The sequence below is a fragment of the Sphingomonas sanguinis genome, assembly GCF_019297835.1.
Classification (GTDB): domain Bacteria; phylum Pseudomonadota; class Alphaproteobacteria; order Sphingomonadales; family Sphingomonadaceae; genus Sphingomonas; species Sphingomonas sanguinis_D.
In genome coordinates this window covers 2,307,648-2,329,567 of sequence record NZ_CP079203.1, presented here as the reverse complement: position 1 = coordinate 2,329,567, position 21,920 = coordinate 2,307,648, and the positions used below count along the sequence as shown (strand labels likewise).

Annotated in this window: 41 protein-coding genes; 14 read left to right on the top strand and 27 right to left on the bottom strand. The window is 65.5% G+C overall.

Annotated elements, in window-relative coordinates:
* Positions 1 to 6 precede the first annotated feature (6 nt).
* From KV697_RS10885 to KV697_RS10790, 20 genes are all read right to left on the bottom strand, one after another.
* Entirely contained in the window at positions 7 to 303 is a 297-nt protein-coding gene (locus KV697_RS10885; RefSeq protein WP_257575262.1) for a hypothetical protein, read from the bottom strand.
* 137 nt (positions 304 to 440) lie between these two features.
* Positions 441 to 872, bottom strand: coding sequence for a hypothetical protein (locus tag KV697_RS10880; protein WP_219018203.1), 432 nt, complete (start codon positions 870 to 872; stop codon positions 441 to 443).
* Positions 873 to 1,011: 139 nt separating this feature from the next.
* Positions 1,012 to 1,461, bottom strand: coding sequence for a hypothetical protein (locus KV697_RS10875; protein WP_219018202.1), 450 nt, complete (start codon positions 1,459 to 1,461; stop codon positions 1,012 to 1,014).
* Between the two features lie 69 nt (positions 1,462 to 1,530).
* Complete coding sequence (locus KV697_RS10870; protein ID WP_219018201.1) at positions 1,531 to 1,746, bottom strand: hypothetical protein; 216 nt, start codon at positions 1,744 to 1,746, stop codon at positions 1,531 to 1,533.
* A 2-nt stretch (positions 1,747 to 1,748) separates the two neighbouring features.
* Positions 1,749 to 2,135, bottom strand: coding sequence for a hypothetical protein (locus KV697_RS10865; protein WP_219018200.1), 387 nt, complete (start codon positions 2,133 to 2,135; stop codon positions 1,749 to 1,751).
* On the bottom strand, positions 2,132 to 2,674 hold the full coding sequence (locus tag KV697_RS10860) for an HK97 gp10 family phage protein (protein ID WP_219018199.1): 543 nt from the start codon (positions 2,672 to 2,674) through the stop codon (positions 2,132 to 2,134). The genes KV697_RS10865 and KV697_RS10860 overlap by 4 nt, the downstream gene beginning before the upstream one ends.
* Positions 2,674 to 3,021, bottom strand: coding sequence for a phage head completion protein (locus KV697_RS10855; RefSeq protein ID WP_219018198.1), 348 nt, complete (start codon positions 3,019 to 3,021; stop codon positions 2,674 to 2,676). The genes KV697_RS10860 and KV697_RS10855 overlap by 1 nt, the downstream gene beginning before the upstream one ends.
* On the bottom strand, positions 3,018 to 3,548 hold the full coding sequence (locus tag KV697_RS10850; protein ID WP_219018197.1) for a head-tail connector protein: 531 nt from the start codon (positions 3,546 to 3,548) through the stop codon (positions 3,018 to 3,020). The genes KV697_RS10855 and KV697_RS10850 overlap by 4 nt, the downstream gene beginning before the upstream one ends.
* The gene (locus tag KV697_RS10845; RefSeq protein ID WP_219018196.1) at positions 3,548 to 4,267 is read right to left on the bottom strand and encodes a hypothetical protein; all 720 of its coding nucleotides are present in this window, start codon (positions 4,265 to 4,267) and stop codon (positions 3,548 to 3,550) included. Before KV697_RS10845 ends, KV697_RS10850 begins: the two co-directional genes overlap by 1 nt.
* 79 nt (positions 4,268 to 4,346) lie before the next feature.
* On the bottom strand, positions 4,347 to 5,645 hold the full coding sequence (locus KV697_RS10840) for a phage major capsid protein (protein WP_219018195.1): 1,299 nt from the start codon (positions 5,643 to 5,645) through the stop codon (positions 4,347 to 4,349).
* A 70-nt stretch (positions 5,646 to 5,715) separates the two neighbouring features.
* A complete protein-coding gene (locus tag KV697_RS10835) occupies positions 5,716 to 6,336 on the bottom strand; it encodes an HK97 family phage prohead protease (RefSeq protein WP_219018194.1) in 621 nt (206 codons plus the stop codon).
* On the bottom strand, positions 6,314 to 7,543 hold the full coding sequence (locus KV697_RS10830; protein WP_257575260.1) for a phage portal protein: 1,230 nt from the start codon (positions 7,541 to 7,543) through the stop codon (positions 6,314 to 6,316). The genes KV697_RS10835 and KV697_RS10830 overlap by 23 nt, the downstream gene beginning before the upstream one ends.
* Before the next feature lie 38 nt (positions 7,544 to 7,581).
* On the bottom strand, positions 7,582 to 9,264 hold the full coding sequence (locus KV697_RS10825; protein ID WP_219018192.1) for a terminase large subunit: 1,683 nt from the start codon (positions 9,262 to 9,264) through the stop codon (positions 7,582 to 7,584).
* 100 nt (positions 9,265 to 9,364) lie between these two features.
* Positions 9,365 to 9,742 (bottom strand): P27 family phage terminase small subunit, encoded by a 378-nt coding sequence (locus KV697_RS10820; protein WP_257575259.1) that lies wholly within the window; start codon positions 9,740 to 9,742, stop codon positions 9,365 to 9,367.
* Positions 9,743 to 9,968: 226 nt separating this feature from the next.
* Entirely contained in the window at positions 9,969 to 10,286 is a 318-nt protein-coding gene (locus KV697_RS10815; protein WP_257575258.1) for an HNH endonuclease, read from the bottom strand.
* A gap of 12 nt (positions 10,287 to 10,298) precedes the next feature.
* Positions 10,299 to 10,937 (bottom strand): DUF3164 family protein, encoded by a 639-nt coding sequence (locus tag KV697_RS10810; protein ID WP_219018189.1) that lies wholly within the window; start codon positions 10,935 to 10,937, stop codon positions 10,299 to 10,301.
* Positions 10,934 to 11,203, bottom strand: coding sequence for a hypothetical protein (locus KV697_RS10805; RefSeq protein WP_219018188.1), 270 nt, complete (start codon positions 11,201 to 11,203; stop codon positions 10,934 to 10,936). Before KV697_RS10805 ends, KV697_RS10810 begins: the two co-directional genes overlap by 4 nt.
* 5 nt (positions 11,204 to 11,208) lie before the next feature.
* Positions 11,209 to 11,505 carry a hypothetical protein gene (locus tag KV697_RS10800; RefSeq protein WP_219018187.1) on the bottom strand — a complete coding sequence of 99 codons (297 nt, stop codon included), beginning with the start codon at positions 11,503 to 11,505 and terminating at the stop codon, positions 11,209 to 11,211.
* A 136-nt stretch (positions 11,506 to 11,641) separates the two neighbouring features.
* Positions 11,642 to 12,385, bottom strand: a complete 744-nt coding sequence (locus KV697_RS10795) for a hypothetical protein (protein ID WP_219018186.1) — start codon at positions 12,383 to 12,385, stop codon at positions 11,642 to 11,644.
* Positions 12,386 to 12,458: 73 nt separating this feature from the next.
* A complete protein-coding gene (locus KV697_RS10790; protein ID WP_219018185.1) occupies positions 12,459 to 12,797 on the bottom strand; it encodes a GntR family transcriptional regulator in 339 nt (112 codons plus the stop codon).
* A gap of 60 nt (positions 12,798 to 12,857) precedes the next feature.
* Here KV697_RS10790 and KV697_RS10785 point away from each other — a divergent pair, with 60 nt between their 5' ends.
* Positions 12,858 to 13,106, top strand: coding sequence for a hypothetical protein (locus tag KV697_RS10785; protein WP_219018184.1), 249 nt, complete (start codon positions 12,858 to 12,860; stop codon positions 13,104 to 13,106).
* Positions 13,107 to 13,125: 19 nt separating this feature from the next.
* Here the strand turns inward: KV697_RS10785 and KV697_RS10780 are convergent, their stop codons facing one another.
* The 7 genes from KV697_RS10780 to KV697_RS10750 form a co-directional block, all read right to left on the bottom strand.
* Positions 13,126 to 13,431, bottom strand: a complete 306-nt coding sequence (locus KV697_RS10780) for an addiction module antidote protein (protein ID WP_219018183.1) — start codon at positions 13,429 to 13,431, stop codon at positions 13,126 to 13,128.
* Positions 13,432 to 13,468: 37 nt separating this feature from the next.
* Positions 13,469 to 13,762, bottom strand: a complete 294-nt coding sequence (locus KV697_RS10775) for a type II toxin-antitoxin system RelE/ParE family toxin (protein ID WP_219018182.1) — start codon at positions 13,760 to 13,762, stop codon at positions 13,469 to 13,471.
* Between the two features lie 176 nt (positions 13,763 to 13,938).
* Complete coding sequence (locus KV697_RS10770; RefSeq protein ID WP_219018181.1) at positions 13,939 to 14,286, bottom strand: hypothetical protein; 348 nt, start codon at positions 14,284 to 14,286, stop codon at positions 13,939 to 13,941.
* Positions 14,287 to 14,299: 13 nt separating this feature from the next.
* Positions 14,300 to 14,749: a hypothetical protein gene (locus KV697_RS10765; protein ID WP_219018180.1), complete on the bottom strand. Its 450-nt coding sequence runs from the start codon at positions 14,747 to 14,749 to the stop codon at positions 14,300 to 14,302.
* Between the two features lie 47 nt (positions 14,750 to 14,796).
* Complete coding sequence (locus tag KV697_RS10760) at positions 14,797 to 15,147, bottom strand: hypothetical protein (protein WP_219018179.1); 351 nt, start codon at positions 15,145 to 15,147, stop codon at positions 14,797 to 14,799.
* Between the two features lie 29 nt (positions 15,148 to 15,176).
* A complete protein-coding gene (locus tag KV697_RS10755; RefSeq protein WP_257575257.1) occupies positions 15,177 to 15,650 on the bottom strand; it encodes a helix-turn-helix domain-containing protein in 474 nt (157 codons plus the stop codon).
* A 79-nt stretch (positions 15,651 to 15,729) separates the two neighbouring features.
* Complete coding sequence (locus KV697_RS10750) at positions 15,730 to 16,188, bottom strand: helix-turn-helix domain-containing protein (protein ID WP_219018177.1); 459 nt, start codon at positions 16,186 to 16,188, stop codon at positions 15,730 to 15,732.
* Between the two features lie 124 nt (positions 16,189 to 16,312).
* On the opposite strand from KV697_RS10750, the gene KV697_RS10745 reads away from it, so the two are divergent.
* The 13 genes from KV697_RS10745 (at position 16,313) to KV697_RS10685 (ending at position 21,912) form a co-directional block, all read left to right on the top strand.
* Entirely contained in the window at positions 16,313 to 16,585 is a 273-nt protein-coding gene (locus KV697_RS10745) for a transcriptional regulator (protein WP_219018176.1), read from the top strand.
* Between the two features lie 250 nt (positions 16,586 to 16,835).
* Positions 16,836 to 17,240, top strand: coding sequence for a hypothetical protein (locus KV697_RS10740; RefSeq protein ID WP_219018175.1), 405 nt, complete (start codon positions 16,836 to 16,838; stop codon positions 17,238 to 17,240).
* On the top strand, positions 17,237 to 17,695 hold the full coding sequence (locus tag KV697_RS10735) for a hypothetical protein (RefSeq protein WP_219018174.1): 459 nt from the start codon (positions 17,237 to 17,239) through the stop codon (positions 17,693 to 17,695). The genes KV697_RS10740 and KV697_RS10735 overlap by 4 nt, the downstream gene beginning before the upstream one ends.
* The gene (locus KV697_RS10730; RefSeq protein WP_219018173.1) at positions 17,692 to 18,060 is read left to right on the top strand and encodes a hypothetical protein; all 369 of its coding nucleotides are present in this window, start codon (positions 17,692 to 17,694) and stop codon (positions 18,058 to 18,060) included. The genes KV697_RS10735 and KV697_RS10730 overlap by 4 nt, the downstream gene beginning before the upstream one ends.
* Positions 18,061 to 18,119: 59 nt before the next feature.
* Positions 18,120 to 18,419, top strand: a complete 300-nt coding sequence (locus KV697_RS10725; RefSeq protein WP_219018172.1) for a hypothetical protein — start codon at positions 18,120 to 18,122, stop codon at positions 18,417 to 18,419.
* Positions 18,416 to 18,628 (top strand): hypothetical protein, encoded by a 213-nt coding sequence (locus tag KV697_RS10720; RefSeq protein ID WP_219018171.1) that lies wholly within the window; start codon positions 18,416 to 18,418, stop codon positions 18,626 to 18,628. The genes KV697_RS10725 and KV697_RS10720 overlap by 4 nt, the downstream gene beginning before the upstream one ends.
* Entirely contained in the window at positions 18,625 to 18,831 is a 207-nt protein-coding gene (locus KV697_RS10715) for a hypothetical protein (RefSeq protein ID WP_219018170.1), read from the top strand. The genes KV697_RS10720 and KV697_RS10715 overlap by 4 nt, the downstream gene beginning before the upstream one ends.
* Positions 18,828 to 19,085 carry a DUF2312 domain-containing protein gene (locus KV697_RS10710; RefSeq protein WP_219018169.1) on the top strand — a complete coding sequence of 86 codons (258 nt, stop codon included), beginning with the start codon at positions 18,828 to 18,830 and terminating at the stop codon, positions 19,083 to 19,085. The genes KV697_RS10715 and KV697_RS10710 overlap by 4 nt, the downstream gene beginning before the upstream one ends.
* Positions 19,085 to 19,405, top strand: coding sequence for a hypothetical protein (locus KV697_RS10705; RefSeq protein ID WP_219018168.1), 321 nt, complete (start codon positions 19,085 to 19,087; stop codon positions 19,403 to 19,405). The genes KV697_RS10710 and KV697_RS10705 overlap by 1 nt, the downstream gene beginning before the upstream one ends.
* Positions 19,406 to 19,471: 66 nt before the next feature.
* The gene (locus KV697_RS10700; protein ID WP_219018167.1) at positions 19,472 to 19,849 is read left to right on the top strand and encodes a hypothetical protein; all 378 of its coding nucleotides are present in this window, start codon (positions 19,472 to 19,474) and stop codon (positions 19,847 to 19,849) included.
* Positions 19,846 to 20,172 (top strand): hypothetical protein, encoded by a 327-nt coding sequence (locus KV697_RS10695; protein WP_219018166.1) that lies wholly within the window; start codon positions 19,846 to 19,848, stop codon positions 20,170 to 20,172. Before KV697_RS10700 ends, KV697_RS10695 begins: the two co-directional genes overlap by 4 nt.
* Entirely contained in the window at positions 20,169 to 20,402 is a 234-nt protein-coding gene (locus KV697_RS10690; protein ID WP_219018165.1) for a hypothetical protein, read from the top strand. Before KV697_RS10695 ends, KV697_RS10690 begins: the two co-directional genes overlap by 4 nt.
* A gap of 166 nt (positions 20,403 to 20,568) precedes the next feature.
* Positions 20,569 to 21,912: a hypothetical protein gene (locus KV697_RS10685; RefSeq protein WP_219018164.1), complete on the top strand. Its 1,344-nt coding sequence runs from the start codon at positions 20,569 to 20,571 to the stop codon at positions 21,910 to 21,912.
* Positions 21,913 to 21,920: the final 8 nt, after the last annotated feature.

Below are 21,920 nucleotides of genomic sequence, written 5' to 3'. Positions count from 1 at the left end.
TGACGGTCAGCCCAGCACGCCGCGCAGCTCGGCGTCCTCGATCTCGCGCTCGCGCGCGGTCACGACGCCGGGCCACCAAGGCGGTGGGCAGGATTCGCTTTCGGCCGACCGGCCTTCAGCGAGGTATGTGATGGACAGGCGGCGCAGGAGCCGCGCTTCCCAAGGCTGGATCGGGACGCCGGTCACTGACTTCCATGCCCGGATTTGCCGCCAGCTCACCGCATCGGCGCCCATGCCAGCCGCTTCCGTCAGGCCGATCTCGATCAGCCAGTCGGTAAAATGTGGCGCCGGATTGGGCGGCATCTTCGGCTCGATCCGACGCCGCTTGCATTCCTCGATCCGGCTCGGCCGTTTCGTGTCGGATGCCTCGCGGCCCCGCTGACTGCGCGGGTCCGGCTTCGGCGTGGCATGATACCACGCCAACTGCCGGACCCAGAGGGTCAGGCAGCGATCGAGCTGGCGCTGAAGTTTCCCCAGTCAGCGAAGAAGCGCGCGGCCTGCTTGGTGATGAAGCCCAGCGCCTGAGTCGAATAGACCGTGCGGTGCAGCTCGGCGCCGGTGGGGCCGTCGGCGCCCAGGTCGAAATTCTCGAAGTGCGAGGTCAGCTCGGCGAGGTCCTCGGCCGTCTCGGCCTTGCGCTCCTCTGGCGAGGCGGCAGTGATCTTGCCGTCGTTGTCCTGCATGCGCTTCAGCGCGCGCGCGGTCTGGCGGGCTTCCACGATGCTGGCCTGTGCGCTGCCCGGACCATGCATGTGGATGCGCACCGGCTTCGTGCGCTCGGCGTCCGAATACATGGGTTCGCCCGCCGCGTTCTTGACGTGCAGGGCGGCGGTGGCAGCAACGGCAAGGCTGAGGATGTTGAGATTGCTCATGGGGGTTCTTTCGCGGGAAGATGGCGCACCGACCCGCCCCGCAAACCCGCGATAGCGGGGCGAGCCGGTGCGTGGGGAACCGGCATCGCGGGTGCCGGTGGGGAAGTGGTGGGTGCCGCCGGAGCGGCGGGGTGGCCGATTAGGCCGCAGCGACCTTCACGATGTCGGTGCAGATCTCGATCGTGGGCGCGGCGGTAACGACGTTGTTCGCGCCGTCGACATTCTCGGGCATGCCGAAGGTCCGGCCGCCGAAATAGCGCTTCGAGCCGTCCTGGTAGGTGACGCGCATGGTGTAGAGCTTCTGACTTTCGTCATCGGCCGAGGTCTGAAGCAGCGCCTGGCCCGCATCAGCGCTATCGAGCGCCATGTTCGGCTGCAGGGCGCCGTTGTCCTTCGATCCCTTATACTTCTGCTTCGTCCCCTTCAGGGGCTGAAACTCGACCTTGGTGAATGTCGCACCGAACGCGCCGATCTTCTCGATCAGGCCGATTTCGATGTACGTCAGGGCGCCATAGCCCTGCGCGTCCTTGGTCGCGGGCGACGCCGCCGAAATGGCGAGCGTGGCGCCAGCGCCGGTCTGCTGTCCCATGTAATTTTCCTCTGGATACGTGGCCGAATGGGCGGCCGGTTATCGCCCGCCGGTCGGCGAGCGAGCGGGTCAGCGCGCCTGGCGGGCGGTTTTCGCGGTGCTGGCGTCACCGTCGGTGGCATCGGCCGGAGCGATCTCGACCAGACCCGCAGCGTGGTAATTGTCGAATTCGCCCTGCGTCAGCTCAAACGGCTTGTTCGGGACGAATGCCCGCTCGGTTCCTGCGTCCGTGAAGGCCTTCACGGCCACCGCGCTCACCTTGGGCGCCTGCTGTTCGTCACTCATGACTATTCCTTTCGGTTGTTGGGTCGGTTGAAGCTCACCCGGAAATCCTGTGCCTGCTCGAAGCTGTCGCCAGGGCCGGTAAGGTCGGGGCCTCGACCGGCGGGCCGCACGCTGACACGGGGGGCGCAGGCATCGACGACCAGGTCCATGATCTTGATCTGCTCATCGTAGGACTGCGCCCGCACTGTCACGGACACGCGATCGAGCATGGCGCTGGCGTTTCCGCGCCGAAGATATTCGCGCTCGACGCTGCTGATCGTCCTGACCAGGAGCGCGGGGAGCGGGGTGTCCTCGGGCAGGCGTCCACCCTTGATGCGGGCGGTCGGCACCTTGGCCGTAAGGGGCGCATAGCCGTGCAGCAGCTCGCCGATGATGTCCGCACCCGTCATGCGTCATCCCCTTCGGTGCTGGCGCCAGAGCGGCGCGCGTTGATGTATTGCTGGGCTGCCGCGATGGCATCGCCCTCCCGCGTATCACGGGCGGGGCGCAGGAACGGGCGGGGCTGCGCACCCGGATGTTCCACCATCGGCCCCACGAAATTGCCGCCGATCATCAGCGAACCTTGCCGCGCCAGGTCATTAATCCGGCGAACGGTTCGGCCCTTCCGATCCTCTGCCGCCACGCTGATGAGGTGGGGCGCGGTCCCATATTCCAGCCAGCGGCCGACATAGGCGCCCGGCCCGTCCAGCATGATCCGCGCGCGGATCTGGCTGTCGTTACGGCGCACCTTGACCTTGATAGAGTCGGCGATCGGCACCTTCACGCCGCCGGTCGTCTCCGCCTCGCGGCCGCCGAGCAGATCCTTAGCCCCATCGGCGATGACCTCGGCACCTGCACGCGCCGCGCCTGGCAGAACGCGCTTCAGATAGGTCTCGGGCAGCTCGCGGATGGCCCGCCAGGTGGCGGGACTGCTCCGACGTCGCACCATCAGGCGGCGTTGCCCGCCGCGCCGTAATCCTCGACCATCATCTCGATGCCCGAGCGGCGTCCCAGCTCGGCGATGGGTGAGACGATCTGCATGACGCGATCGCCAAAGACGATCCTCATGTTAGGCGCTACGTCGGTGCGGAAACGCATCCGGACGCGGGATCGTCGAACGTTGGTGGGAATCGCCTCCGGCTTCGCACTGCGGCTCGGCATGACGTCGCGGACACTAGCCCACACCTCGTCGACCAGAACCCACTCGCCACCGCCAGCCCCACGAAAGCTCTCGTCTGCTACCGGACGCTCGATGCGGAGGCGCTTATCCAGCTCGCGCCTATCGAGAACGATCATGAGTTGAGCCGATAGTTGAAGATCAGGCGCTCAACGTCGGCGGGCTGATCATCGTATCGACCGCGAATGAGGGCAAGAAGCGCGAGCCTCAGCGATGCGGGCACTGCGCTGCCATCGGGGCCGTAGCCGACGGCCAGGTCGACCGCGATCGGCCGCTTGAAGAACGACGTCGGCCAGTTGCCCAATGGGGCAATGCCACGCGCGAGGTCCGCACCCGTCAGGTCGAAAGCCGCGATCGAAGCTGGTTCGATCGCGCCGCCTGGCTGGACGGTCCCGATCGCCACCAGCTCCCGAACCTTACCTACCGTCAGGTGGTCAAGGTCGATCGGCTCATCTGCGATCACGCGCACCGTCTGGTTGACCAAGCGCAGGCCAGTCAGCAGCTCCAGGTCCTCACGCGCTGCCGCGATCATGAGGTTCAGCTCGTCATCCAACGCGCTGCCATCGATGCGGAGATAGGTCTTAACTGTCGCCAGCATAATCGGCTCGACGAGGGGCGGGGAGAGGACCTCGGCCGCGCTGAGCATCAGGCTGGCTCTCCAAACCCAGCAGCGATAAGCCGTCCCGCTTCCTTGGCGTCGATATGCTCGCCGACCGTAAGCACCCGGCCGGGCACCCATGAAATGGTGGGACCCTCTAGCCCGACCAGGATACGTACCGCGGTCACCTCATTAGGCTCAGCACCATGGTCGCCCGCCGGGGCATCCGCGTCGGCCGTGCCGGTATCCGAGCTGGCGCCGTCGGCTGCCGGGGCGCCCGTGTCGGTCGGGCCGGTGTCCGGGCTGGCGCCGTCGGCCGCCGGGGCACCCGTGTCGGTCGGGCCGGTGTCCGGGCTGGCGCCGTCGGCTGCCGGGGCGCCCGTGTCGGCCGGGCCGGTGTCCGAGCTGGTGCCGTCGGCTGCCGGGGCGCCCGTGTCGGCCGGGCTGGTGTCCGGGCTCGTGCCGTCGGCCGCCGGGGCACCCGTGTCGGTCGGGCCGGTGTCCGGGCTGGCGCCGTCGGCCGCCGGGGCACCCGTGTCGGCCGGGCCGGTATCCGAGTTGGCGCCGTCGGTCGACGGGGCGCCCGTGTCGGCCGGGCCGGTATCCGAGCTGGCGCCGTCGGCCGCCGGGGCGCCCGTATCGGCCGGGCCGGTGTCCGAGCTGGCATCGTCGCCCGCCGGGGTGTCCAGCCACGACGCGTCGCCATCGGCGATCGCCGGACTGTTTGCCGCACGCGTCTTGCGGGGATTAGTGGGGGCTTTCGCCATATCGGATCTCCTTTGCGAGCGGCAGCTTCGCCTGCGGCTGGCAAAGGAGGCGGGTCCAGCGGACCCGCCTCCCGTTGCGTCAGGCAGCCATCTTGAGGTGCTTGACCGCCTGGCCGTCGGACAGCTCGCCGTCGTAGCGAAGCAATCCGGCCAGGCCGATCTTCGGCCAGAACCGCTCTCGAACGGTGCCGATCAGGGGCGATCCGACCTTGCGGACCCAATAGCGACCGAGGTCACCGAAGATGACCGCTCGGGCGCCGGCGCCGATCGTCGGCACATCGTCATTGATCGAATAGGGCTTCTCGAGCAGCGTGTTGGGCGCGCCCGCGCGGATGTCGCCCATCTGCCAGAGGAAGTTGCCCTGGCCATCCTTCAACTTGCGGATGGCGAGCAGGGTCGTGTCGGCGAACATCCAGCGACACTTCGGGCTGCGGCGGTACGGAGCGCGGACCGAATGCTGAAGCGTCAGCAACTCGTCCGGGGCGATGCCCAACGCGCTGGCGGCGAGCAACCCTTGCGTCGACGCCGTCACGATGCCGTTTGGCTCGTTGTTGCCGGTGCCGACGGTCAGACGCCGGTTTGCTTTGCGACCCGAGCGTTCGCCGATCGCCTCGGCGACAAAGCCCTCGATATCGAACACCGAGTCCTGCATCAGCTCGAAGCTGATCTTGATCCACGGCGTTGCATCGACAAAGGCATCCAGGCGCTTCTGGCCGAAGGTCAGGTCGCCCGAATTGTCGTCCTTCAGATCGTCGGCCTCGGCCTTCGATCCGGTCGAGTCATTGTCGGTATCGTCGTTCGTCGGGATGTCGAACTCGTTGCCCGACCCGGTAACGATCTCGCGGACGAGATCGCCATCATACATCGGACCCCAGTCCTTCATCGTCTTGACGATCTCGCGCGCCAGCTCGACGGGGACGGTGTAGCCGCCCGCCTGCGCCGTTCCAGCGACCTGGGTCCGAGCTTCCGAATAACCCCGGCGCAGCAGCTCACGCTGCTCGGTGGTGCAGGCGGTGATGTCGCAGCCGCTGCGGAGATATGCGTCGAACGCACCACGATATTCAGGCTGGCCCCCGTCCTGACCGCGCGGGCCGCGCTCTCCGCCCTCATTGCCGTCCTGGCCCCGGACTTCGCGGTCATCGCCGCGCGGGCGCTGCCGCTCGCGGCGTTCTTCCTCCTGATTTTCGATCTGCGCCATGCGCTCTTCGCGCTTGATGTCGATCTCGACCTTGTCGAAATCCTTCATGATCAGGTCGTGACGCTGTTCCAGCTCGGTCGCGCGGGCGTCGTCGGTATTGGAAGTGATGGCGTTGAGCGCCTCGCGGGCCTGCGTGACCAGGCGGCCGCGCTTCTCCTGAAGCTCGGTCAAGGTGGGCATATATGCTCCTGGCAAGAATGGGAGCGTCGGGGAAAAGCGCCGACGCGCGCCTCGGGCTTGCGCCCGGTAATCAGCCGATGCCGCGCTCGATATGCGCCTGGCGCGCTCGGCGGGCGGCAATGCGCGCGCTCCCGCCCTGGCGGTCATGCTGCCGCCGCTCATCCCGGAAATGCTCGAGCGACCGCAGGCCGATCTCCGTCTCGGGATATTGGGGGAAAGCCGTAATCGTTACCTCATACAGCTCGACTTCCTCGATCGTGCGCTTGGGCGGCGTTACCGTCTCATCCCAAGTCTGCTTGCGAGTGCAGAAGCCGAACGACATGCCTTTCACGTCCCCGCGCTCGATCAGCACGGCCAGATCCCGCCCATCGGTGGTGTCGGGCAGATCGATTTCCACCGCCAACCCCTTTTCATCCTCGGCCAGGCGCAGCGTGCCGGAGCTGGTGCGGCCCAGCACCCGATCGGTCCGATGGGCATACAGCGCCAACACGTCGGCCGATCGAAGCGTAGCCTTGAAGGCGCCGGGGGCGATGGTTTCCAGCCAATAGCCGCAGATGTCGGTTTCCGTATCGAACACCGCCGCGTAGCCGCGCACCGTATGTCCGCCCTTGTCGGTCGTGATGTCCCGGACCTCGAGCTTGCGGTCGAGGACGCGAATCTCGCGCCCGTCAGGCTGCTTCTTTGTCGCCATCGGCTTCCTCGTCGTCGTTGAGGGGCGGACCGCCGTTATGACCCATCGACGCGGGCTGATGGCCCAGCGGGACGGTCGCGCCCTGAATGTAAAGCTGGTCGCCGTTGGGAAGGGGCGGGCGGTTTTCGAGCGCTCGGGCTTCGTTCGGCGTAATCTGGCCGGTCTGGATCGCACGGGCCAAGCCCTCGGTCCGGCTCTTGAAATCGCCGCGCTGAAGGCCGTCCATGTTGTGCTTGACCTTGCGGGAGCGACGCCGCTGACCGAACAGCTTCAGGTTCAGCTCGTCTTCCAGGGCCTTTGCCCATTGGCCGACTAGGTGCTTTACGAGTTGCAGATCCTGCTGCTCGGTATTGGAGAAGGTGCCCTTCGACAGGTCCTGAAGAAAAACGGGCGGCAATCCGAACAGCCGCGCAATCTCCTGGATTTGGAAAAGCCGCGCCTCCGTCATCTGACCCTTGGCGGGATCAGCGCCGACGGGCGTCAGCTTGTGGCCTGGGGGTAGGCCGAAAAACGACTGGCCAGCCCGCTTTGCCAGATCGATCGCCCGGCGGATATCAGCCAGGGCGCGTTTGAAAGCCTCCAGGCCTTGCGGCAACGGCCCTTCCAGAGCCAGCGGTGGAATGCCCCCGCCGACAAAGAAACCTGCCGCAAAATCGTTCATGGCGATCGCCAGACCGATCGCCTTGCGTCCCATGTGGATCGGCCCATAGGCATCCAACTGGTTCGCCTTCAGGGCGAACGGGACATCAATGACGTCGGTCGCCGAATATTCGACGTTACCGCAGCGATAGAACTTCCGGCCGTCTTTCCGGCGGACGGAGGTCCTGGTCGGATCGAGTGGCCAGATCGCGACTGGCGTTACGCCGCGACGTTCGATCCAGGCAAGGCCACGGCCGCCGGTGAAGACCTGCTGCCAGAAATACTGGCGAAACGCGAAACTCGACCACTCGGCGTTCGGCGCTTCGTTCAGAAGCATTTGCAGATCGCCGTCGACCTTCTCGGTCTTGTCCTCTCCTTCGCGGAAAGCATGGAGCGGGAGCGATGCCAGCGTTCGCGAGAGGAAAGTCACCGCGTCCAGTACCGCCGGGACCTCCAGCGCCGTGGCAATGGTCACATGGGGGAGCTGCGCCCTTTCGTTGCCATAGCCGAGGAAGGACGACCATTCGTCCCAGCTGGCATCGGACGAGATGGTGTCGGGGCGCTCCATTGAGCGCTGCTCGGCCTTGCCGCCGAATGGCCAGAGCCTCATGCGGCGTTCGCCAACGTGAAATCGGGATCATCCCAGGGAGAAGTCGGCACAGGTTCTTCCTCCCGGCCAAGCGCCACCGCCAGCGCCGCGATTAGCGCCACTGGATTGTCGATCTTGGCTTCAATGCGCGGTTTGCGCGGGTAGACGTTGTCCTTCGCGTCCATCTGCGCGACGACGTTGGCGACCTGCCACTCCATCACGGGACATCCCGCATGGCGGATCAGCTCCGCTTTCATGAAGGCATCGAGCTGCTTCATGGGATCGGAGAAATTCAGGGTGTTCGGCACCACCTCGAGGACGGGGACGCCTTCCTTGACCAGGCGGTTGATCAGCATGGTCGCCTGGGCCGGGTCGTAGGCCACGGTCACCACCTCGAAGAGCCGCCGCGCCTCGCTGATCGCGATCTCGATCTCCTCGAAATCGGTAATATTGCCGACGCTGACATCTAGCAGCTCTTGGGCGTCCCAGCCTTGATAGGCGCTGGTATCCTCAACCGCTTTGCTGGGCAGGAAGTACCTGCCGAGGCGGATGAACGGGTCTTTCCTCGTCGGGCGATCGCCGATCGGCGGGAATAGATACTCGATTGCGGCAATATCGACCTTCGACGCCAGATCGAGGCTGATGATGCAGCGCCGCCCGGCCAGCTGCTCCAGCTTGGATGCTTCGGCAAATTTGACCGGGATGCGTGGACTGGCACATCGGCGCCAGGCTTCGATATCGAAATAGGCTGCTTTCGCCGCGACCCATAGATTCAGGTGCTTGGTCTTGAAGATCGCTCGCTTACGCGGTGTCGATATGGCGTCCCGCTGGCGAGCCAGCAGATACTCCAGGCCGACCGAGACGCCGATGTTCGGGTTGGCCTTGCGAAGCGCGGCCTCCGATTTCCAGTCGTCGTCCTCGTCGATGCTGTACTCGGCGAAGAACGTATCGTCCTCGAGCGGGGGACCTCCATTGTGGCCGATGCCCTGGAGCCGCTCCCGCTGCTCCAGGATCATGGCGTAACATGGACCCGCCAGGTTCTCCCCGGCGGTCGTAATCAGCAGCTGAAGCGGCTGATCGCGCGCGCCCATGCCGGTGATCATCGTATCGACTTGGCCGTCGTCGAGATGTTCGTGATACTCGTCGTGGATCGAGCAGCTCGGTGATTGCCCGTCACCGGGATCGCCGATGATGGTTTCCATCCGGGAACCGTCTTCCTCGCGCAGCAACTGCTTCGCTAGGATGGAGATGCCGAACTTGGCCTTCAGCGCCTTGAGCTTCTGGACCATCAGGCGGGCAGGCCTGAACACCTCCCATGCCTGCTTCTCGACCGTTGCGCCGGAATACACCTCGGCGCCGTATTCGCCGTCGGCGCAGAGCATGTAGAGCGCCACGCCCGATGCGATTGCCGACTTACCGTTTTTACGCGGCACGACCAACAACCAGCGCCGGAACCGTCGGGTACCCTTCTGAGTCCCGGACTTATGCAGCCACCCGAAGACGACGCAGAAATTCCAGATTTGCCAGGGTTCGAGGACGAGACGCTTTTTTTGGCGCGCCCAAACGCCCTTCGTGTGCGGCAATCGCTCGATGAATCGGCACGGCCGCGCCGCCTTCGCTTCATCGAACTCGTAAGGAAAATCTTCCGACGCGCTTCGGATCAGGTCGCTGATGAACCGCTGGCATTGGAGCCGGATCATCTTGCCTGCCGGGACTTTCCCGGAAACTACATCAGCGGCATATTGCCGGGCAATTGCGGGATAATCCCGCTCCGGCAATCCAGGAGCGACAGCCACCGCCCTAGAAGTCGTCGAAGTCGCCCGGCGCGTCCTTTTTGCCGCCGCCCAGCTTCATTGCGGCGGACGGACTGAGCATCAGTTCGCCGAGGAGCGACTGCGCCTGGCGCATGGCATCTGAAAGCATTGCGACCTCAGGCCGCGCTCGAATCATCTCTGTCATGACCTGCTGGCCGTCGACCTTTCGGATCGTCGTGCTGGTGCAGGTGTCACCAGTGCTTTCCAGGACCGCCTGGAACCGCTGGATCTGCTCCAGGCGTTGCGCCAGCAGCGCCACAATCTGCGCCCACTGCGGGTCTGCTCGCCCCTGCGCCTCCAGCTGCGCGGCAATGTCGGCGAACAGCAGCTGCGCCAAATTGGAGAGATGGATCGGCGCGATCATGGTCGGCGTCGCGCCTGGCACAGGGATTTGGGCCTGTTGCGCGGCGGCCAGCGCTATCGCGACGGGCTTTCTCTTTCGCCCAGATCCAGACCGGGGTCCACCACTCGTCATGGGCACCTCCGGAGGGGATCATTTTAGGTTTGAAATCGCCCGCGCGAAAATCTGGCTACGGGTCGGTGTCCGGTTTCGGGACGCCAAAGGGATCGACCCTCCCCCTCCCGGCCGCCTAGTCGGCGTCGGGTCGCGACCGACGGGCGGCTGCGCGCTCGGCCGCCGACTTGGCCGAGTGGCAGGGTTCGCAGAGCGCTTGCTTGTTGTCGCGCTCATCCGTGCCGCCTTCGCTGAGCGGGCGGATATGGTCGACCTCGTCGGAGGCAACCTCCTTGCCCGCCTTCAGGCAGGCACGACAGAACGGCTCCTCGGCAAGCACCTGGGCGCGATCGCGCTGGCCAGCACGGCCGCGCTTGCGCTTGTCCTTACGGTAGGGCGACGGCTCCCAAGCCTTTCGCGGCGCGGCCTGACGACCGAACCGAGGGGGCTGCATCGGCATGAAGGATCAGGCCGACGCCATGTCGAGCGACACGGCACGCCATGCGGCGTCGGCCTGGGGCCGGTCGTAGAAGCGCATGTAAGTCCGCGTCGAGATGACCCGCATCGAGTCCTTCACGGCCTCCATGGCGCGCTGCCAGCGCTCGTTGGTCGACTCGACGCGCAGGAGCATGAACATCGCGTTGTGGTTGATCTTGCCCTGCTGGTCGACCTGGAAGACACGGTTGACCAGCGCCCGCATCTCATGGGCGCTGCCTTCCGACCACTCGGTCAGGCATTCGTCGACCAGCGCCTTCGCGGCCTGAAGCTCGGGGCCGAACTCCAGCAGGTCGGACACCTGCACCTGCACCTTCATGCACCCGTCGAAGGACAACAGGGTGATGTTGCCCTTGGTGCCGCCCACGGTCGCACCGTACTGCTGGGCGAGCAGCTCCTGGAAGGCCCGGACCTGTTCGAATGCCTGCGCCTTGAACGCGGCGATAAGCTCGGACAGCTCCCGCGCCTTGGCCAGCAGCGCCCGCACCGTCTCATCCATGAGCAGGTCCTGCGCCTTCACCGAGGCGAGTGGGACAAGCGAGCCCTTTGCATCGCGCAGATAGGGCGAGCCACCGACATCGATGGCGGCGGGGTGCTGGCCGTCCGTCACGCGCCGAGCGCCCCGATGGCGGAACCGCGATCGCGCCGCCCCGCATAGAGGCTGTCCGTCTCGATCGAAAGGACAGTGACGGAGCTATCGGGATTTACCTTGAAGTGCGGCGAATAGTCGAGCGCAGGCGCCTGCTTTTCAAGCCGCAACGTCTGCATCTCGCGAGCAACCTGGGCAAGCCAGCGCCGCGACACGACGACATTGTCCTTCGGGTCCCCGGCGGCTGCTACGCGGTCCAGCGCGCCCAGATCGATCTGATTATGCATGATCATCACCAGCCTGCGGAACGGCCGTCCGGGCTGACCCAGAGCGGCGGGTGGACGGGACGGGCCTCCGGCCCGCGAAACGGTTTGACCAGGTCGGCCGCGATGCGGTGCGCCTCGGTCTCCTGGTTGTGGAAGTCTTCCTGGGAACGTGCGCCATGACGGGCGCGGCGGATCAGCGCCTCCAGGCGGTCGCGCGCGCTTTCCAGGTCGTCAGCAATGGTGCGCCGCTGCTCGCCCAGGGGGCGGGCGGCAGCGGCGCGGCCCGCGCAACCGGCGGTGGTGCTTCGGTTGGGTAGGGCCATCTCGGCATCTCCAAGACGCGAAAAGGCCCGCCTCTCCGGGGGGGATGAGAGGCGGGCCATGCGGTCGGGTCGCATTTCGCGCGGGGTCGAAATGGCCCGAAATGTGACCGTTTGTGCAGGGTAAAGTTTGGGGGGGTTACAAAATTCCTGCGTGGGCAGCGGCCAGCGTGGCCGGATCGATCTCGCTGCGCGCCGACGCCTGGAAGCGGGGCCAAAGGTCCAGCGCCACGATCAACAGGCGCTTCGCCCGCCGATGCGACATGCGATTGCGCCGCGCCGCGACGGTGAAGCCCAAGCCGCCGACGATCATGTCCAGCACGACGGAAGGATGTGCCAGGGCCTCGCGCCAGCGGGTATAGGCCACCTCGGCCTGCACCGCACCAAGGGCTTCATAGAAGCTGCCATCGCCTTGCGGGGAACGGTCGACCCGTGCCTCCAGGCTGGCGATCGCAATGGTTACATCGCCGACGACACGCTGATGAACGGCCACGATCTGCTCGGCCGCCGCCAGCTGATCCGCATCGATATCGCCGGTTCCATAGAGCCGCGCCAGGCCGCCTATCTTTCGGGTCGCGACGTCGCGGAGCGTTTCGGGCGTCGCTTCCTTGCCGGTATACTCGCGATCAGCCTTCAGGATCTGGTCGTGGGCGCGAACCGCGCTGCTGCGCGCGGCCTTGCGCTCCTGCTTGTTCAGGCCGGTGGTATCGACCGCAGGCATTTCGCGCGGCCGACCGAGTACCAGACGATGCACGCGGTCGGCCTCCCTGGCCCGACTGGCGGCGATCAGCTCCATGTTCTCAGCCGCATTGCGATAGGCGGGACACGGCGTCGCCGCGATGAGGCGCGCCGCCTGTGCTGCCAATCCCGAACCGAATGTCATGCTCAATTCACCCCGTTGTCATGGTGGTGATATGTCGGCCGATACTATCGCGGGAGGGTAAGAAGCGGGGGGCTTATCCGGGATCGAAGTCCAGCTCGGGCACCTGGGGCGGCGGGGGGATACGCACGACGTCGTCGTCGACGATATAGCCATAGGCGCGCAGCTCGCGCAGTGCTTCGGACAGCCGATCAGGCAGGAATATTCCACGCGCGCCCTGGCGGCGCAGGATCAGCTTTTCGTCGGTCAGCGTCCGCAAGGCGTGCCGCACGACGTCACGACTTGAGCCGGTGCCCTCGACAATTTCCTTTATCGACGGCGAACCTCCCCACCGAGCGATGTACGCCCGGATGAAAGCCAGCACCAAGAGCTTCCGGCTCACCATGGCCGGTTGCAAGCGCAGCGTCTCGTCCATCGACTGAAATTGTCCCCCGCCGGATTAATATAGGGAGAATCAGTGCTGTAGGAAAGGCATTTGCCCCTGTCCTACAAGGGCATGTTCCGCTTTCGTTCGCATATGGACGAATCGGAGGAACTCATCGCGGGCTATTTCCACTTCATGCGGTCGCAGCGCCGCAAGAAGAAGGCGGAGTGGACAGCCGCCGACGCCCGCCTGCTGCGCTCGGTCCAGATCCGCGCCGAGGAGGAGCGACGGGCCGCGCTGCGACAGGCGCGCCTCGAATGGGCCGAGGACCGCGACGCGTGGGAACGCCAGTGGCGATAGCCGACAGCCGCGATCGCCGTCAGGCTGCCTGCGGCTCCGGATGGCGAACCCGCGCGAGCAGCTGCAGGTCGAGCGTCCCCAGCACCTTCATGACGGTCGAAAGGGTCGGATTGCCGCCCTTGCCCAGCGCCTTGTGCAGCGCCTGGCGCGACAGGCCGGTGTCCTCCGCGACGCGGGAGATACCGCGCGCGCGCACGATGGTCCCCAGCGCGGCCGCGATAAAGGCGGCATCGCCTTCTGCCAGTGCTTCGCTGAGCAGCTCGAGGTGATCGTCGGTGGAGGTCAGATACTCCGCAGCATCGAATGGAATGGTTTTGGTGGTCATGGTCGCTTCCGTCGTGGTGGGGGCGGATTGGCGCGGCCTATAGGTCGTCTGCCAATTCCTTGGCCTGTCGGATGTCCCGCGACTGGCTGGACTTGTCGCCGCCGCAGAGCAGGATGACGATCTCTCGCTGGCGGATGGTGAAATACACCCGGTAGCCCGGCCCGACGAAAAACCGCATTTCCGACACACCGCCGCCAACCGAAGCCGTGTCGCCCAGCAGGCCCGCCTCGACACGGACCAGACGCTTGGCGATCGCCTTTTGCGCGTTCCGGTCGGTGAGGTCGGCCAGCCAAGCGGCGAAGATTTCGGTCTGGCGAACGGTGTAGGTCATGAGGTAAACTATAGTTTACGACGGAAGGGGCGTCAACTATAATTTACAATCGTTACGGGTGCAGCCCAAGCCTCGCCGTAACACCCGTATTTTGCTTGGGGAAAATGACACCCGCGTAATGTCGGGTACGAAATTGCAGGGGTAGCAAACCCCCAATTTTCAGGGGCACGGGCCGATCAATGCAGCCCGCCGAAGTCCTTCTGCGCGCCTCGCCGATCGAGGTACGCGTCCATTCGCTTGCGCCCGATATCCGTCAGGGACACCTCATCACCATCGACCTGGACCAAGCCCTGGCTCTTCAACCAGGTGATGTAGGGCGCAGCCGTCGCAGCCTCGACTCGCGTGGCTTCGACCAGTTCGGAGGGAGTTTGCGTCGCCCCGCCATGGTCCGCAATATACAGGATGAGGAGCATGTCCCAGGCAGGCTCGCCGAATCCGTCCAGCAACCCCGTGAAGACGTCGTCGCGTGTCCGGCGCGATGCGAAGATGTCGGCCGCGAGCCGCGCGCGTTCGCGCGGCATCATCGCGCCGCATCCTTTACGCCAGCGACCGTTTCCAGTCCGGCTCGCGAATGCCCGCATTCCAGCGCTCGCGGAATCGCCACGCGCCGATCGCCGTCGTCGTCACTATCGGATACGCCCAGATCTGCGCCTGGAACGCATAGCCGGTCGCTTCCATGGCCGGATCGATCAGCTTCGCGAGGTGGGCGACCACGGCCGCCAGTTGCCAGGCCGCGACCCATTGCGTCCAATGCCGCGTCGATCGCCAGGCCAGCACGACCAGCCCCAGCAGCAACGCCGTGTCCAGCGCCAGCGACCCCAGCGCCACGGTCGTATAGCTGCTGCCGTCGATCATCCGGTGCACCAGCTCGTCCACCGCGAACGCGCCCAGGTAAAGCCCGGCCGCGATCCGCTCCGGCGCACCACCGCGCGCCAGAGCGTACAGGCAGGACACCGCGAGCAGCCCGAGGAAAAGAAAGAGGCTCATGGCCTACCCCTTCGGACTGCCCGTGGTGCCAAGTCAACCGGACCCTATCAGGCCGCATTGGCCACGACAGTCAGGCCCAGCTTGGCTTGGCGCGGCGTGTCGCCGTGATCGCCGAATTCCTGGCCGTCGACCTCCATCGTGTCCTGCACCGCGCGGAAACCGTCATGCGCCGCATGGACGGCATCGCGCGTCGCCAGCAGGGCCTGCTGCGCCTCGACGATCCGCGCCAGCGCGTCATGGCCGGTGCGCAGCGGCAGGCGAGCCTTCTCGCGCCCGGCGACCGCCGCGACCTGCACCTCGGCCAGCTTCTTGAAAGCGGCATCGAGCAGCTTTTCGGCTTCGCAGAGCGGCGCGCCCACCGAGCGCACGACTTCGATACGGGTGGCAATGCTCGTCATTCGAATCTCCCCGGCGGGGGAGACCCCGCCTATTGCGTGAGTCGATCGAAGACCTTCAGGACCGGCCGCAGCAGGGGCGACACCCCTGCCGCCAGCGATACGGACAGCGAGAGGAAGATCATGGAGCCGACCGCGATGATCGCGATCTGCCGCAGGACCTGCCCCAGCGACTGCGTGTCAGGCTGCCGCCTCAAATTGGGCTGTGGCCAGAAAGGCGTCTTCGTCGACGCCACCGGGGCTACCGGGGCGGTCGGCTCGGCCGATACCCGTGGAAATTCGGCCCCCAAATTGTCGGGGGGCGTCTCTGCGCCACCGAACGCGATCGCGGCCGCGTGCCGCCGGTCGCGCGCGCCCAGAGTCTCGATCGCTTCCTTGATGTACCCGTCCACCGTCGACGCGCTGATCCCCAGCTCGGCTGCGATCTCCTTCGACGTGTGGCGCGCCCAGACCAGGCGCAGACATTCGCGCTGGCGGGGGCTGAGCTTGGCTGCCGGATCGATCACGGGCGCGCTCCGATGACGCTCGTTCCCGCGACGCCAGGCTGCGACGAACGCTGCTCGCCCTGCAATATCCGATGTTCGGTCATTGTTGGTGTACGGGATCAGCGCTGGGAGGAGCTGCATCGAATTCTGGCGACGCCTCGATCTGGACCGGGGGCACCCCCCAATCGAGACGCAGATCTTTCAGCCGCGACAGCGCTCTGGGAAGCAGCTGTGCGAGCTGCAGAGCGAGCGCGTCCCGCGAAGCCAAATCGTCGATCGCATCGAGCATCCCCGCGAACATTTGCTCCAGGGCCTCCACCGGAGGCAGCACCACCTGCATGGTGACAAGATGAGGCTGTGGGGGCGGCGGGGGCGGCGCGTTCGCGTCCGGATCATCCGTTTCCCCGGAGAGATACTCAGCCGTCGTGAGCAACACCCGCGCGATCTTGTGCAGGTGTTTCGACCCCACCTTGTTGCGGTGAATTAGGCTGTAGATCGTCGGCTGAGCGAGGCCGACACGCCTCGCCAGTTCGGCTTGGCTCAGCTGCAGCGCCTCCATGCGCTCTTTGACTCGCTGCCCTACGATCATTCGCAAAGGCTTATAGTTTTAGCTATTGCGCAACACCGCGCTTTTGCATACGACTCACCAATAGAGAAAACTATTGATGAGTCGGGATGATTCGATGCCGAACGACGACGCTGCAATGGCTGAAGCCCTACGTGAAGCGGTTCGTCGTGTCGGTTCGCAGGGCGCAATGGCGCGTCTGCTCGGCATCAAGCAGCCATCCGTGTGGGCTTGGATCAAGCGGGGCAAGGCATTGCCCCCGCAGCATGTTTTGCTTGTCGAAGAGCATACCGGCGTTTCCCGGTTCATCCTGCGTCCGGACATCTATCGGCAGGAGCATGACGCTCCCTCCCCAGCGGCTCCGCCGCTGATCGAGCAGGCGCAGTCGTGATGCGCCGAATCCATTCCGGTCTCGTCCGCCAGTCGGGTGGCGAGCGCCAGCAGCGTCTCCGTTCGGGGTTGATACCGCTGCTGGCGACCCATTTCGCATCGTGTTCCGATATCGCCAGCGTGGCCGGGCGTCCGTCGCCATCGCCACGACATAAGGCGACCGTGCTCGTCGGGCGACGGCCCGCCGAGGGTCGGCGGTGGGCATTCACCGAGGCTGCCCGCCGCCGACCATCTATCCAGGGAGCGCAGTAATGGGTGGCCAACGCATCCTGAACGACGCGCAAATCCATGAGATGTGCGTCCTCCGCGAACGCGGTTGGTCGCCCCAGCGCATCGCGGACCACTTCACCAACCAGGGTACGCCGATCAGCGTCGGCTCGATCAACTGGCAGTGCCTGGCGCAGGGGGCGGACAGCCCCCCGAAATTCCGGCGAGGCAGCTATCAGGCCGTCGCCGCGTACAGCCGCAAGGGCCGTCTGGTCCGTCCCTTTTCCGCCGAAGAGGACCAGGCAATCACTGCTTTGGATATGGAGGGCGTTGCTCTCTACCTCATCGCCCAGCGCGTCGGTCGGCCGCACAACAGCGTTCGCGCCCGTCTGATGACGCTGGCCCGGCGTGATGCCCGCAAGGAAGCCGGTCAGCGAGGCATGGCATGACCTATGCCCGCGATCCGCTGACTTTCGAGGCAGCGCTGGACATGATCGTCGACCGCCTCGGGCCATCGGCCGTGGCCGCGCTGGTCGAACGCGCCGGGCGCACGATCCGCGACTGGTCGAACCCGCACTTTCCGCTAACCCCGCCGATCGACGCCGCGCTAGCGCTCGATTGCGCCTGGCGCGCGTCCGGTGGCGTCGGTGCGCCGATGCTCGACACCTATCGGCGTCTCTTCGACGCGTCGGCGCCGGCGACGATCGCCGTCGGCAACCTGACGCTCACCGAGGCGACCGTCGCCTGCATCAAGGAAGGGGCGGAGGCGGAAGCGGCCCTCGTCCTTGCCATGCTGCCCAACGCCACCAGGCACGATCGCATGGCCGCGACGCGCGAGGTGGCGGAAAGCATCGCCGCTCATGAGGCGACCTTGATGATCCTGGTGGCCCAGCAGCCACCATGACCGCCCCCGCCGACCGTACTCCCGCCGATCGTACTCCCTACGACCCGCTGACCCGAAGCCGCCCCCGCCGATCCGACGCGATCGGCGGAGCGGTGATTTTCTGCCCGGAGCCTCGCCGCAAAATGCTCTGCGATATCGACGAATTGGTCATCGCGCTGTCCGAAGCGCGGGTGGCGCGCGACCGCATCGCCCGCCAGCTCCCCGAGGGGCATGTCCAGGACACGCCCGAGCAGACACTGCTGGTGCAACGCCTGAACAATGCCTTTCGGCACCTCTCGCAGACGATCCTCGATCTCCGCCAGGCGCTCGACGCCTACATGGATGCGCGGATCATCGTCGACATCACGCCGGAGTGCGGCCGGTGATTACGCCGGGCGCATATCTGAAGGCTCTGCGTTGCGCTGACCGTCGTTCGCTGAATGACATGGCAGCCGCCATCGACACGGTGCCGCACCTGACCGATTTCGAGCGGGCCGAATGGCTGGAGCGCATCGAGGCGGACATCGTGCCGATGGATCTCAGCACACTCGCCGTGCTGAGCCGCGTCTACCCGATCGATATCGCGATCATTTACGAGCTGGAGCGGCACCGCTCCGGCATCGAGGACGCGACCACGCCGCTGTGCATTATGTGCGGCAAGACTGACCGGGCGAAATGCACTGCGGCCCATGAGGCCGCGTGCATCTGGTCTGTGCCACCCATCCCCGCCGGAGCAGCCGCATGACCGACGAGCTGCACCGCCGCGTGACGACCACGCTGCGTACCCTGACGATGGGAACGGGACTCGCCGCCGGGATTGCTCTGGCCTTCCTGCTGATGGGCCATCCGCGCATCGCGCTGGCCGCCGTCATCATCATCATCTTCGCGCAGGTCATCTCGATCGAGACGCTGCGCGCCTTCGCCGAACTCCAGTCACGGGACACACGCTCATGAAGCCGATCGCGCCCACCACGCTGCACCCGATGACGTGCCGCTGTTCCGAGTGCCGCCCGAAGGAAACCCCGGCCGACAGTTACCTGCGGCCGAACGATATCGCCCTGTTGGCGATCGCGGGCGTGATCGTCGGCCTGATCCTCGCCGAGCTGGTCGACTGGATGATCGCTGGCCCCGGCGTCATTCCGGAGCTGGGCCTGTGAGCGACGCACAGGACGACGGCCACAACGTCACGGCCGACGAGCTGCGCCTGCTGATCGAGCGGGCCGAGCGGCTGGAGGAAGAGAAGAAGGGCATCAGCGACGACATCAAGGATGTTTTCGCCGAGGCCAAGGCGCGCGGGTACGACCCGGTGACCATCAAGAAAATTATGCAGATCCGCAAAAAGAAGCGGGAAGAGTACCAAGAGGAAGAAGCGATCCTCGACGTGTACATGAAAGCGCTGGGGATGATCTGATGGGAACCGCTAACCTATCAGCGGCCCAGCGCATCGCTGCGGCCTTCAACGATGATCTCGAGCGGATTTTCCAGGTCCACTTGACTGCGGCCGAGGCTCTCATGACGCCGCAGGAAATCACGGACATGCTGGTGAGGATCGCCACGAACGTCGGAAAGGCGGCGTCGGTCAGTGCCCTGCGGCATAGGGTCGATAGCCTGTCGGCGCAGCAGGTCTGTGACGCCATCGAAGCGACGATCGCCGAACAGGTGCGCGACGCCCGCCCCGAAGTGCTGAAGGCTTCCGACGCGATCACCGCCGCCCAAGCGAATGTCAGATAGATGGCCTTTGCTGATCGAACAGACGTGCCCTTTGAGAAATCCATAGGGGAGGTGGTTGCGCTCTTGGTGCGGTACGGCGCTGACGACATCGGCCAGTTGCAGTCGCGCGACCGCTTCACGCTGCAATTCGCGCTCGACGACCGGACGATCCGCTTCGTCATCCCCTTTGCCGCCCCCGAGCAGATCGAGGCGACGCGCGGCCGTCGTGCTTTCGAGGACGCCGCCAACCAGGCGCGCCGCCAGCGCGGCCGAGCGCTGCTGCTGGTCATCAAGGCGAAGCTGGAAAGCATCGAGTCCGGCATCGAGACAACGGAGCAGGCGTTCCTTGCCAACGTCGTGATGCCCAGCGACCGTACCGTCCACGAACATATCGCCCCGGCGATCGCCGCGCACTATGCGGGCAAAAAGACCGCCACGCCCCTCCTGCCGGGGCCGACGCGATGACGGGCGACGCATTCCACCGCGCCGACCGATGCTTCGCGTTGGCCCGCTCGACCACCTTCCCGGCCGAACGCGAGACGGCGATCGCGCGCGGGACCGCTGTCGCCGAAGCGGCGGGGATCAGCCTCGACCGCTTCGACATTCCTGGGCGGGAACGCGCGCAGCCGCGCATGGCGTTCCGGTCCCAGCCAGCACCCGACGACTACAGCGTCGACGACATTGGCGACCTCATGCGCGCCCATCGTCGCCGCATGCAGGAAGGCGGCTTTCCCGACATGCTGGACGCAGTGAACGGCTGGATCCACGAGCGGGAGGCGCGGCGATGACGGAGCGCCAGACCCGCACTTCCCGCGAGACAATCGCCGGATGCTTCACCTGCCATGGCGGCAACGCCCATTGGACCGGCGCCAATGCCCAAGCCACGGCCGCGCGCCATCACGACGCGACCCAGCATCCGACTTGGTGCGATGTCTCCATGTCCATCTGGTACGGACAGAGGCAAGCCGACCCGCGCCAGATCGATATCGAGGATGCGATCATGGGGGGAGCGGCCTGATGGCGACCAGCTATTCCATTGTCCGACTGGATCAGAAGCTATCCCGCGCCGTGGAGGTGGGCAGGGGCATCCGGCTTGAAGCGTCCGATCTCGATACCCTGGCCAAGCTCGGCCTTTTCGAGATGACACACCGTGCAAAAACAGAATTCTTGAAAGAACAGGCCAAATGTCGGGACGCGAAGCTCCAATCTACCAGCGGGGCAAATACTGGCTCGACCACTACAAGCGGAAAGACGGAAGCCGCCGAAGCGAAAACTTCTACGTCTTCTGGTACGACCCCGCCGCGCGACGTCAATGCAGCGCGTCAACGGGTACGGGGGATGAGGAATTAGCGCGTCGCAACCTCGATCAGCGGTATCTCGCCGATCGAGGCGAAGCAGCGGCATTCTGCGAGACGTGCGGCCAGCCCTTGGCTTCGGCGAGTGGCTATCTGCTGACCGACGCCATGGCCGACTATAATTTGGAATGGGGCGTCAACCAGGTGTCGGGCGACACCATCGTATCCCGTCTGAATCACGTCGCCGCTTTCCTGGATGCCGAGGAGGCTCTGGGGGCGAAGGGGCGTTTCGGACATGCCACCACTTGCGCGGTGGCGTGCAGCAAGCCGTTCGTCACCGCCTTTCGCGCCTGGTCCCGTAAGCAGCCGGTCGTCTGGAAGAACAAGAAGAAGGAAATCACGAAGAGCCGCCCTCGCTCCCCGGCCGCGACGGAAGCCGTCATCGCGCAGCTGATCGCGGCGCTGAACTGGGCGGCCGACGCCGATCCTCCGCGTATCGATAAGCGCCCGATCTACAAGCCGCTCCCCGCCGCACAGGTCCAGAGGACGCGACGGACCCGCATCGGCGTCGAGGATCTCGCGAAGATGCTGACCTATGCAGCCGAGCCGAACGTGCAACGCGAATCGCTTCACGCTTTCCTTGTCGCGTCGATCTGCACGATCGCGCGGCCGGGGGCAGTCGTCGACATCAATGTCTCGCCCGAAAGGGAGCAATGGTGGCCGGGGGCGGCGCAGATCGATCTCAATCCACGCGGCCGCGCCCAGAACAAGAAACACCGCGCCTTGCTGCCCGTCCTGCCGCTGCTGGACGCCTGGCTGCGCGAGGAGCTGGCGATTTTCCAGAGCCTGTCACCCGACGCGCGCGAAGGGCGCGGCTGGCTGGTGAACTATTACGGCCGGGGAATTCAGGACGTGGACCGCGCTTGGGACACGATGCTGATCAACCTCGACATGCCCCAGGTCAAAGAGATGCGACCCTATGTCCTTCGTCACAGCCTAGCGACGCTGGTCCGCAATCGCGGTGCCACGCGCTGGGACCTCGAAGGCTTCATGGGACACCGCTCGGGCAGTCAGACCGAGGTGTACGCGGTCGGAGAATATCCGACCGTCGTCACCGCCTTGGAGGCCATCATTTCCGATCTGGAAGCCCTCGCACCCGGCGCGTTGCGCAGAAAGTGCGCGGGAACAGATCAACCCTACGCATTCGAGGGAGGCGAAAAAATGTCGCCATAACAATGGTT

Bases quoted from the DNA above. Each gene is read 5' to 3' on its own strand.
- KV697_RS10765 (WP_219018180.1), bottom strand. From the start codon at position 14,749: ATGAGCCTCTTTCTTTTCCTCGGGCTGCTCGCGGTGTCCTGCCTGTAC.
- KV697_RS10705 (WP_219018168.1), top strand. From the start codon at position 19,085: ATGGGAACCGCTAACCTATCAGCGGCCCAGCGCATCGCTGCGGCCTTC.
- KV697_RS10865 (WP_219018200.1), bottom strand. From the start codon at position 2,135: ATGACGGGTGCGGACATCATCGGCGAGCTGCTGCACGGCTATGCGCCC.
- KV697_RS10815 (WP_257575258.1), bottom strand. From the start codon at position 10,286: ATGCAGCCCCCTCGGTTCGGTCGTCAGGCCGCGCCGCGAAAGGCTTGG.
- KV697_RS10735 (WP_219018174.1), top strand. From the start codon at position 17,237: ATGACCTATGCCCGCGATCCGCTGACTTTCGAGGCAGCGCTGGACATG.
- KV697_RS10845 (WP_219018196.1), bottom strand. From the start codon at position 4,267: ATGGCGAAAGCCCCCACTAATCCCCGCAAGACGCGTGCGGCAAACAGT.
- KV697_RS10740 (WP_219018175.1), top strand. From the start codon at position 16,836: ATGGGTGGCCAACGCATCCTGAACGACGCGCAAATCCATGAGATGTGC.
- KV697_RS10695 (WP_219018166.1), top strand. From the start codon at position 19,846: ATGACGGGCGACGCATTCCACCGCGCCGACCGATGCTTCGCGTTGGCC.
- KV697_RS10805 (WP_219018188.1), bottom strand. From the start codon at position 11,203: ATGCATAATCAGATCGATCTGGGCGCGCTGGACCGCGTAGCAGCCGCC.
- KV697_RS10760 (WP_219018179.1), bottom strand. From the start codon at position 15,147: ATGACGAGCATTGCCACCCGTATCGAAGTCGTGCGCTCGGTGGGCGCG.
- KV697_RS10690 (WP_219018165.1), top strand. From the start codon at position 20,169: ATGACGGAGCGCCAGACCCGCACTTCCCGCGAGACAATCGCCGGATGC.
- KV697_RS10745 (WP_219018176.1), top strand. From the start codon at position 16,313: ATGCCGAACGACGACGCTGCAATGGCTGAAGCCCTACGTGAAGCGGTT.
- KV697_RS10855 (WP_219018198.1), bottom strand. From the start codon at position 3,021: ATGATCGTTCTCGATAGGCGCGAGCTGGATAAGCGCCTCCGCATCGAG.
- KV697_RS10720 (WP_219018171.1), top strand. From the start codon at position 18,416: ATGACCGACGAGCTGCACCGCCGCGTGACGACCACGCTGCGTACCCTG.
- KV697_RS10825 (WP_219018192.1), bottom strand. From the start codon at position 9,264: ATGATCCGGCTCCAATGCCAGCGGTTCATCAGCGACCTGATCCGAAGC.
- KV697_RS10770 (WP_219018181.1), bottom strand. From the start codon at position 14,286: ATGATGCCGCGCGAACGCGCGCGGCTCGCGGCCGACATCTTCGCATCG.
- KV697_RS10730 (WP_219018173.1), top strand. From the start codon at position 17,692: ATGACCGCCCCCGCCGACCGTACTCCCGCCGATCGTACTCCCTACGAC.
- KV697_RS10850 (WP_219018197.1), bottom strand. From the start codon at position 3,548: ATGCTCAGCGCGGCCGAGGTCCTCTCCCCGCCCCTCGTCGAGCCGATT.
- KV697_RS10685 (WP_219018164.1), top strand. From the start codon at position 20,569: ATGTCGGGACGCGAAGCTCCAATCTACCAGCGGGGCAAATACTGGCTC.
- KV697_RS10840 (WP_219018195.1), bottom strand. From the start codon at position 5,645: ATGCCCACCTTGACCGAGCTTCAGGAGAAGCGCGGCCGCCTGGTCACG.
- KV697_RS10830 (WP_257575260.1), bottom strand. From the start codon at position 7,543: ATGGAGCGCCCCGACACCATCTCGTCCGATGCCAGCTGGGACGAATGG.
- KV697_RS10820 (WP_257575259.1), bottom strand. From the start codon at position 9,742: ATGATCGCGCCGATCCATCTCTCCAATTTGGCGCAGCTGCTGTTCGCC.
- KV697_RS10715 (WP_219018170.1), top strand. From the start codon at position 18,625: ATGAAGCCGATCGCGCCCACCACGCTGCACCCGATGACGTGCCGCTGT.
- KV697_RS10875 (WP_219018202.1), bottom strand. From the start codon at position 1,461: ATGGGACAGCAGACCGGCGCTGGCGCCACGCTCGCCATTTCGGCGGCG.
- KV697_RS10880 (WP_219018203.1), bottom strand. From the start codon at position 872: ATGAGCAATCTCAACATCCTCAGCCTTGCCGTTGCTGCCACCGCCGCC.
- KV697_RS10725 (WP_219018172.1), top strand. From the start codon at position 18,120: ATGGCAGCCGCCATCGACACGGTGCCGCACCTGACCGATTTCGAGCGG.
- KV697_RS10835 (WP_219018194.1), bottom strand. From the start codon at position 6,336: ATGGCGACAAAGAAGCAGCCTGACGGGCGCGAGATTCGCGTCCTCGAC.
- KV697_RS10775 (WP_219018182.1), bottom strand. From the start codon at position 13,762: ATGACCTACACCGTTCGCCAGACCGAAATCTTCGCCGCTTGGCTGGCC.
- KV697_RS10795 (WP_219018186.1), bottom strand. From the start codon at position 12,385: ATGACATTCGGTTCGGGATTGGCAGCACAGGCGGCGCGCCTCATCGCG.
- KV697_RS10800 (WP_219018187.1), bottom strand. From the start codon at position 11,505: ATGGCCCTACCCAACCGAAGCACCACCGCCGGTTGCGCGGGCCGCGCC.
- KV697_RS10885 (WP_257575262.1), bottom strand. From the start codon at position 303: ATGCCGCCCAATCCGGCGCCACATTTTACCGACTGGCTGATCGAGATC.
- KV697_RS10870 (WP_219018201.1), bottom strand. From the start codon at position 1,746: ATGAGTGACGAACAGCAGGCGCCCAAGGTGAGCGCGGTGGCCGTGAAG.
- KV697_RS10780 (WP_219018183.1), bottom strand. From the start codon at position 13,431: ATGACCACCAAAACCATTCCATTCGATGCTGCGGAGTATCTGACCTCC.
- KV697_RS10750 (WP_219018177.1), bottom strand. From the start codon at position 16,188: ATGGAGGCGCTGCAGCTGAGCCAAGCCGAACTGGCGAGGCGTGTCGGC.
- KV697_RS10790 (WP_219018185.1), bottom strand. From the start codon at position 12,797: ATGGACGAGACGCTGCGCTTGCAACCGGCCATGGTGAGCCGGAAGCTC.
- KV697_RS10860 (WP_219018199.1), bottom strand. From the start codon at position 2,674: ATGGTGCGACGTCGGAGCAGTCCCGCCACCTGGCGGGCCATCCGCGAG.